This is a genomic window from Dyadobacter sp. LHD-138 (assembly GCF_030929615.1).
GTDB lineage: Bacteria > Bacteroidota > Bacteroidia > Cytophagales > Spirosomataceae > Dyadobacter.
This window is the reverse complement of record NZ_JAVFVU010000075.1, coordinates 1-9350: the sequence shown is the minus strand read 5'-3', so window position 1 is coordinate 9350 and position 9350 is coordinate 1. Positions and strand designations below refer to the sequence as shown.

Genomic DNA, 9350 nt, shown 5'->3' with positions numbered 1-9350 from the left:
TCTGGCAAAAGGATACGGACTAAGGCTTGATAGGATTCGTTCAACACAAACGGGATTGGTTCGGGCTACAAAGCAAATAATTTATTTCATTCCCCCCAACTTTTCAGCTTGATCCTAAACAATCCGAAAGTTGGAAGAATTGAAATTCTAATATGTATTAAGGTGATTTAAAAAACAACGATGTTAAGGGTAGAAGTGCCTTACGACTTGTATTATATCCTGGTAGCCTTTAGGTGTCTCTGAGGCATTAAAAACCACACATAAACAGGATGAAACATTTATATGCTATAAATGTATAGGTTTTCTTAGATTCTGGCTTTTTTTATCGTACAATATTTAGCCGCAGATGAGCTACCTAATATTGACGTTCACAAATTAAATTTAAAAGACGGGGTGTACCGAACTACTCAAACACTAGTGGGGGGTTGTTCAATAAGGGGTAACCGTATAGATATACATCTGTTTTTTTAGTAAACATAACTTCTTTTATAGATGGATTACTTTTCTATCTATGGAGTTTCTATTGTTTTAAATCAACTTGTAGCATTTTTTAATTTTAGTAATGCAACTATTATATTCCCTCCGTCATCAAACAGAAAAAAAGTTAAAGGAAAAATATGCTGATCTGAAACTTAGAACGAGTCTTGTGGATCGTTTGAGTCTCTTATATTTCAGATATAGTTTTTTATCAATCGGGGCTACAATTTTTGGTGTTTATCTCATTGCTTGTTTTATTCCCTGGGTTGCTCTTTGTCATGAGACTGGGCTTAAAGTATTAGAACAACGCATTTCAAATTTGGCTACAGTTATAAGTATGACTTTGGCTGTAATAGGTTTTTTGCTTACAAATCTTGCAAACAAGGAATCATTTATTTATAAGTTGCTTTTTAAAAAGTCGAAGTTTCAACCAGTCCTTTATTTCATTTGTTGGACTATCGCCTCGCTGATCGGTCTGTCTACGTTTCAGGACGTTATAAATGGTGAAATATTGGATAGGTTAATACAAGCTGGAAGTTTTTTGGTGGTAATTGGGCTGTTTTTTTTAATTGTACTATTTCGTGATCTTCTTAATTTTACAGACACCTCCAAAATACAATCCTACATTGAGAGTGGTATGCTTGCAGAGCTTAACGATCTTATTGTTGATGATTGTATCAGAATAACAAGTAAAGAATATTTCGAAGAATGGTTATTGGCTAAAGGAGATAGTATAAAAAATTTATCCCATGAACATGAGATAATTGAGGGAGCCTTTGAAATATATGACATAGACCTTAGGTTGTTAGCAAATTACTTAGGAGAAAACGCTGAGTTTAATTTTGATTACTTTATTGGCAAAAACGTTACACAACCTATATCTACGTTTTCAGACTCTGGACGAAGTGATCATATTGAGTACAATGAGATATTTAGTTTGACCAAATCTAAGATTCGGATGGAGTCTAACAATTATATCGACTATTTTGATAGTTATTTAAATAAAACAATTGAAATAGCAGATTTCCCCTCAATACATAGAAATCTTGGGTCTTTAAAATCTCTTATTCAATTCGGTTTAGACCACGAGTATATAAGTCAAGCTTTTTGTGTTAAGACATATTCGCAAATTTATCATTGTATTGAAATTGCCGTAGCTAGCAATAGACGTCTCACGTTAATATACATATTTGATATTGTCGAGTATTTATTGGAAAGGTCAATCGCCAAATCGAATAGTGCATATTTTATGAATTACATAAAGCTTTTACCATCCAGTTATCAAATAGGAACCACTAGGATTTTAAAGAACGCGGATAACGAGTTAATTGTAAAGGACAGCTTTGAGAGATCTGTGGTTATTTTAAAAAAAGTTTTAAGTTATTATATTCCAATGTCTGTTTCTTCTCAGCCAAATCCAATAGAACAAAACGGAATCTTTTACAACACTTATTATACTGTCTTTTTATACTTTAAGCAGTCAATAAAACTTAAAAACTTAGACCAGTTTAAAAAAATTAATATAGTTTTAAAATTCGTTGGATTTTCGGACAAAGATGAAATTGAAGTTAGTAGAAGATTTGTGAGATCATGTCGTGGAAATGAAGGAAGTCTCAAATCAGATGAATGTGTTGGGAATTTCGAAAAAATTCAACGTCTATTAAGAGTTAATGCGACTTCGTGTAAGAGGCATGCAAATATCATAGTAAAGTGTTGGTTGAATTGGCTATTCTTTAAGGATGAAATTGATGAAAATTTGCTAAAAGATTTCTTGGACGAGCTTGGAGAAGTAAAAATATGGCAAAGCGACATACTGGAGTTTGCGGTCAATAAAAGATACTTTAATTGGGGTCATTATAGCAATGAAAATTGGATAATTTGCGGTTTTCTTATCGATAAGTTAAAAAAGAAAGAGTTTGAATTTAATGATATACTTTGGACTCATAATTCTAAGAGCAAGGATTGGCTAGAGAAAAGAAATGAGTGGAGGAAAATGATGATCAATTACATTGATGTAATTGATAAAAATAGTGCCAAGTGGAATGAAATTTTGGATCTTCAAACTGATACTGTTTCGAACCTTTCTATTGATTTAATGAGGGAATGGGATAGTTAATCATTTATATTGATTTTAAATGAGCTGAGCCTTTAAATGTCGATTAGGGGATAAAATACGCAATGATTGATAGAATTGCATAGTCAGTGTTTTGTGTCCCTGAGGGAGCTAAAAATACACATACAAAGGATGAAATCTTTATACGTATGAGTTTTTTTAGACTCGGATTTTTTATTATTCAATATTTTGCTTCTAAGCAGCAACCCAATACTAGTGTTCACAAATTAAATCTAAAAGGAGGGGCTTCTCAAACACTGGTGGGAATGTATTGAGAGATAAGTGATTAAATACAATCTCATATCCACGAATTAGACATGAAATTGTATTTACATGTTTCTACTTAATGACTTAAAGTATTTTGCGAAGATATTTTCTTCTAAAAAGAGTTGAAGTAAAAGAGTGTACTTCTAAAAGCGTCGAAATATTTTCGACGGTCTGAGCCTTAGGACTTACCGATTGTAAGGAATTACCAAATTGAAGTAAATTTTGTCTTAAATCGTTTAAAGCTTCTTTATCTAATACTTTCATCGTATCAGTGATTGTGACTGCATCTCCTTTTTTTAAAGCATTTTGTAAGGTGACGGCAGTAAATTCAGATGACTCATGATATTGCTGTTTGAACCATTCAATTGAATGCAATAGTTGTTTACTATTATCCTTAGATATTTCGTCATGTATTGCCCTTGATTTGGCCTCAAGGATTAAATAATGACCATCAGCTAATATCCAGATGACATCCGGACCTTTGCCTAAGTTCAATTCTGGCTGATAAGAGGTAAATCCTAGTAATTTACCCAACTCCTCAAGTCTGCTTTCAAAAATTTTGGCTGAGATTTCTGGAATATATTGTAACCCCTCCAAAATATAATGTATGTGAACTAAGATGTCCTGAGGTCTCTCAAATTTGGCAAGGTACCTTAAAACAAGTGATGGTTGCGAGCCATTTTTTCGTAAAATTTTTTTGTAAATATACCCATGAGGCGGGTGGAACATACCTAGAGCGAATTCGCACGCCTTCCCTTGTAAATCATTTGACAATGCTTTGTCACCTAGGTATACTAGCTGTGCGGCAAATTGATAATACCATCCCTTCTCCTTTGGAGAATCAATAAGAAGTTTATTAACTGCATTGTCTAGTACCATTTGGGCTGCTTGCGAATACAACCGCTTATTAAATAATGCAAGAGCCTTACGTTCGATTTCTGCAAGTTCAAGAAAATGGAGCCGTTTTATATTAGCATCATCTGAATCTATCTTGGTTAATTCACCAGAATGAAATCTAATCCAATCTGCATTTTGAGTTAGACAATATGAGGCTGTTTCTTTTATTAACTCGAGAGAATTGGTGACAGGTTTATTATCTAGTAATTTTAATCCAAGTTTCAGCTGTCCGCGAGTGACGGGAGTAAAATGGCTTAGATTTTTTTCCAATCCTAAAAAACTGATTAGGTCGAGCCCCATAGCATATACCACGCAAAAATCACTTCCAGACCTAACTGCTCTGCCTAAACCTTGTTCTATCTTTTGAGCCCTTTTTCCAGCTTTCATTATATCTTGTCGCGTTTCGGAATATAATTCTTGAACCGATCCTGAGATAGGCAAGCCGTCTATAACTAGAACTCTGCAATGATTTCCATTTAAATCGATTCCATCGTACTTATTATTGAATACCATAAAGTGTCCTTGAGAAGTTGACAGTTGCTTCAAGGCATCTTCTATGTTATTTTTATCAACATATGTTGCTCCAATTTTTGTCCACTCGATTGTTCGTTGAGTTGAAGGAACAAGTACGACAATGTTTAGTTCTTCCTTTTTATGTTCGCCAATGAAATTTCTTAGTTCGGTATCAGTTAGTTGAGGATCAAATCGAGTAGGTGCCAAAATTAATCTTCGTCCAACATCTTTTCGATCTTTCGGTACTATTGGATTAAGAATACTTTGATATTCGATTCCAAGGTCTTTAAGTAAATCATAATCATCTTCAAATGTTGCAGATAATACATACCTATGATCTGCTTCACTAAATGTTGGAACCTCGTGATACGGAGCATGGTTGGGATTGATTTCGATTGTATCACCACCTACATAACACTCATACGATAATAAGTTGTCGCTCATGAAATTCCATTTGAATCTAATACCATCATCAGAACTTATATCATCGGAAGGGTCTATGTTTTGGATGTAGTTGTTGATAATTTCAAGGATTTTTACATGATTATCCATCCATGTCCAATAAGGAACTTTCATAGCTAAACTAGGATCTCCATCAGTAAGTCGTCTAAGAGATCCGGGTTGTTGATAAGTCAACGATTCTTGGAAAAGGCTGAATAAACTTTTAGAAATGCTATGAGTACGAGGGAGCTTTAAAGACGTTTGTTCTCTAGCAATATCAACGCATTTATGTGCATCGTCAAGTACAACAGCCGCTATTTTGATTTGATTTCTGTTGAAAATTGATTTGCCATTAAACAATTTTGCAAATGTGCAGACTAATATTTTTTTTGAGTTGAGAAAGTCGGGCGGCAATTGGGCTTTGACCTTTGCCTCACAAACAGGTATTCCATAATATTTTGCTTGTTTAATGGTTTGCTCTACAAGTTGATTATCTGGACAAACAAACATGACGGGTTCATTCTTTTCAATCATTTTAGAGTAAAGCATCAAAAGTCCAGTTAATGTCTTACCAGATCCAGTATTCATTTTACAAATGATATCTCTCTGCTGTCTCTTGTCGTGCCACGTTTTTAAAACTTCCTCTTGAATACCTCTTAGGTATGCATATCCATCCGCATATTGACAATTTTGGTAAAGTTCAATAGGATCAATTGGTAATTTCCTTTCTTCGGATTCAATAAGCTTTTGACTAAAAATATTCATTTGAGAGTAGGGATTTATTAAATAAATTTTTGGAATTTAATAATACAGATAAACTCAAAAAAATGCTAATGTCGTCAAGATTTATTGTTGTATCACAATAATCAAATTTGATTACTTCCGATTTATTTTTTTCAAAGAAAAATTTAGGCTGTAATCAAATCTGATTATAGCCTAAATAATTTTTAATTAGATTTGATTATTTCGTTTAATGGCAAGATGGGTTTTGTTAATGTTTAGATATGGCCCCATAGTTTTTTGTCAGAATTTAGCTCAACAGTTTCCACATATCTCTATAAATGTTGAACAGACCAATTAAAAAGGGAAAATATATCCAATTAGCAAGTTAAAAACAGTCGCATTTTTTGAAAATTGTACGCTAGGAGTTATATGGAATTGATTCACAAGTAGCGACGTCTGAAATGCGCCTATGACTCCACTTACCTTTTCGTCTTCATACCCCGTATATTTAGCGGTTGTTTGAGCCCAACCTACTAATGCACCAGGGATTATCGAAATCTGATCATTTAAATATAATCTATGAAAAAGACCTACATCTAAGCCGAGTGTATGAGCTTTTAGATCTTTATCGTCTGGGAAGAAATTGAACTGATAAGATGCTCCCAAGGAGACGCTTAGAGGAATGCCTTCGTTATCCTGTTTGACTACCATGTAGCTTAAGGAGGGTTTGATTGAATTCGAAGTTATTCCATAATCGTTATTTCTCTCATGACCTCCTGTTAATGAGAGTGTCAATTTTCCATCCCAAGTAAAACCAGGAGATATACCTAGTATTGTCGAGCCCTTTCCAAAGCCTAGCTGCCCTCCGATATGAGCACCACTTTGGCCACGCTCAAGAAGGAAATTTTGGCCGAATGAGCAGAATGTAATTAAAGCTAGAAATGCTGTTAAAATTGAAATTTTCATACAGGACTAATTGAGGGGTGATTAAAATGAATGTACTTAAGGTTAGAAACTTTCCTTATGCTTTGGTGTGCAAAGGATAAATAATTCATGCTATACTGTTACGATAATTAAATGGTCTGCTTTACAAGATGCTGTTAGTATCTTATTTATAACCATTGTACTTAGTTTCAGAGCAATTGAGGTTGTAATATCTATTCTGCCATTTCGCGTGCTCTCTCGGTACTGGCTTCTGCATAGGTGTCGAAATGCATTAATATTCTTTGTATTACTTTGGCATGATTTATTTTTGCATTAATAGAACTTAAATAACTTTCTTGCTCCAGATCCAACAATCGTGAGGCTATATCTGGATTGACCTCTTCATAGATAGAATGAATTTTGGATAGATGTTTCGATTTTACAATTTCTGGAGGGTAACCTTCTCTTTGCTCTATGTAAAGTACAACGTATCCATATTTACGTGGCAAATTAGACGAAGGAGTCTCTAAGGTATTTGTAAGACTGGTACGCTCTTGTTTTAAACGATTCTTAAGGGATTGATTTTCCCTCTGTAAAGCAGTTAACTCCTGTTGTCTGTCCTGGTGGCTGCATCCAGAACTTATGTAGAATAAGGTAAAGAATAGAAGTGTAACGCTAAGAGATTTTAAAATCTGGTTAGAAATATTACACTGATTTTTGCTACGGGTTTTTGCTTGATTGTTCATGAGAAAAAAAAACGTGGAACGTTACATTTACTTCGTCCAACGAGGCTCTGGTAAGCCAACACGACAAAAGCAAAGCAACGCCCACGTATATCGTAGGCGTTTAACTAGTGCTCCCTGTCGTGTATTAAAATTTACCAGATTTCGTTGAACAGGATTTTTAGCTAAAAGCGAATATTTAAAGCAAGATTATGTCATTTGTGATTTCTGTTTATGAACGCAAGAATATTCATCTTTGCCCTAATTTGCAAATAAATTGTTTGGTGTCCAGCCCTCGGTTTTAAAATGTGGATTATAGCCAGTTTTAGTACTTATTTCTTCAAACATTATATCTGTTACATGAGCTACATGTTTTTCCGTAGTCGCGATAGAATCATGAATTGTAAATAACGGAATATCTGGTCTTTGATCGTTTATTTTTCTTGTAATGCATTCTAGAAATAAGTAGGATTCCATTTTTTGCAAGACCTTTGCGAGGTTATTAGTTTCTTCTGCTTTCCATGCATCCAGTACAGACGAAATAAATGGAAAAACTGCTCTAAATATTCTTTTATTATTCACTAAAAACGGATTGGTGTCGGTGTTAGACGAAAATAGTACCGAAAAGATAATTTCCTTCACCTCACCACGAGAGATTCTTTTTCTTTCAATTTTAGAAAACATGTTAATACAATGCTCATAAAATTGATTATGCTTGACCAATTGCTTATAAGTTTCAATTTCTTCTATTATCCAATTTTCTTCAAAAGTCCCGCACATAATAGATTTAATAGGGGCGCACAGGACGGGAGGAGAGATTAAGATAGATAAATTATAATTAATTTTTTTTAAACTAAACCAATCATTTTCAGAATTGTAAAACTGAGGGTTCAATAGATTTAATATTAAAAATGGTTGAGAACCACTTAAATCAATACTGGTAAGTTTCTCACCTTTAAACGTAATGAAATTTCTCAACTCACTTTTTAAATTACTTAAATTCGTATGAAGCCTATTAGAATAATGATCAACTTTGAAATAGTAATTTTCTTTTGAAAATCTTGCTACCGAACATTGATAGATGTTATGCTTCATAGTTGTGACATCCTTATTTCTTAAAACTCTCACCTCGGTTAAAAATTTAATTTTTAAATATTTCAAAGCGGAGTCTCTATCGAAATCTAAATTATCAAACCAAGAAATAAGATATGGATAGATTTTTTTTGCTTCTTCCAGATCCCGATGATATTTTTCAGAATCATCTAATTTAACATCGGTGATACGTTTTGTCGTAACGATCCCGCGATATCTTCTCGTAAATCTATATCCTTTCGAAAATTTCCCAATGGAATAGTGGTTATCAGTTTCTAATACTCCACTTTCGATCAAATAATGCAAATACAATTGGTAATTGTGAATTTTGGCTTTCAATACTTGGGAGGATAATTTTACAAAAGGAATTTGCCTATTAACTCTGATCTGATCAAGCAAACTTTTATCCCTTAAGGGTATCTCTATTAAAAGATTTAGAATGTACAGGAGGCGATCTTTTGATGGTTTAAATTGCCTGGGCTTGTGAACTCTAAGATGATAATCAATATTAAAGTTACACGGTACATAAACTTCTTGAAAATATTTTATCTCTTCAACTTTTTTATCGTAAGAGGAATCGAGCTTCAACTCTTCGGTGATCATAGACTTCATGTTTATGATTATTTAAGTTTAGCTCTACGTTGTTCACTTTCTTCACGGATTTCTTGATAGGTCTTACGTTTGCTACCTTCAATTATATTCACTAGGTCAGACTTTTTAAAAAGGAGCTTTTTTCCTCTCTTAAAATGTGGAACTTCTCGTTTTGAAACCTTAGCATACAGTGTTGGTTTTGCAATACATAATAAATCTGATGCTTCTTGCACCGTTAGGAAGGAAGATGAATTTGTACTAAGCATTGGATTGTTACCTGCAATTTGTTTTAGTAGCAGCTCCATTCCTAAGAGCATAGTTTTAATAGATTCTAAAACTTCTTCTTGATTGGTCATTGTCATTTTCTGTTTAATTAATGATAATGCAAATCAAAAGGAAATGAAAAAGACCTAGAAAGGAAACGAAGGAGATCCTACAAATCCTTGAAATCCTTTTACGATAATAGCTTCGAAGGGAGTGTAATCTAAACTCTGTCTGGTCGTCAAAGTTGATTCAAATTTAATTTTTCTTTTCGATTTCAAATGTTTTTTTTGCTTGCTATTGAGTTTGTCAAGGGCGGCTGAGGCACG

General features: G+C 33.7%; 7 protein-coding genes. 1 reads left to right on the top strand and 6 read right to left on the bottom strand.

Annotated elements, in window-relative coordinates:
- Positions 1–562 precede the first annotated feature (562 nt).
- Complete coding sequence (locus RB622_RS29590; protein WP_308050447.1) at positions 563–2593, top strand: hypothetical protein; 2031 nt, start codon at positions 563–565, stop codon at positions 2591–2593.
- Positions 2594–2941: 348 nt separating this feature from the next.
- Here RB622_RS29590 and RB622_RS29585 read toward each other — a convergent pair whose 3' ends face one another.
- The 6 genes from RB622_RS29585 to RB622_RS29560 all read right to left on the bottom strand — a co-directional run.
- Positions 2942–5473: a DEAD/DEAH box helicase gene (locus RB622_RS29585; protein ID WP_308050446.1), complete on the bottom strand. Its 2532-nt coding sequence runs from the start codon at positions 5471–5473 to the stop codon at positions 2942–2944.
- 312 nt (positions 5474–5785) lie between these two features.
- Positions 5786–6397, bottom strand: a complete 612-nt coding sequence (locus tag RB622_RS29580; RefSeq protein WP_308050445.1) for a hypothetical protein — start codon at positions 6395–6397, stop codon at positions 5786–5788.
- Between the two features lie 191 nt (positions 6398–6588).
- A complete protein-coding gene (locus RB622_RS29575; RefSeq protein ID WP_308050444.1) occupies positions 6589–7101 on the bottom strand; it encodes a hypothetical protein in 513 nt (170 codons plus the stop codon).
- A gap of 237 nt (positions 7102–7338) precedes the next feature.
- Positions 7339–8772 carry a hypothetical protein gene (locus RB622_RS29570; protein ID WP_308050443.1) on the bottom strand — a complete coding sequence of 478 codons (1434 nt, stop codon included), beginning with the start codon at positions 8770–8772 and terminating at the stop codon, positions 7339–7341.
- Positions 8773–8789: 17 nt separating this feature from the next.
- Positions 8790–9116, bottom strand: coding sequence for a helix-turn-helix domain-containing protein (locus RB622_RS29565; RefSeq protein WP_308050442.1), 327 nt, complete (start codon positions 9114–9116; stop codon positions 8790–8792).
- 54 nt (positions 9117–9170) lie between these two features.
- Positions 9171–9350, bottom strand: a 180-nt coding sequence (locus RB622_RS29560) for a hypothetical protein (RefSeq protein WP_308050441.1), incomplete at its 5' end; no start/stop codon positions are given.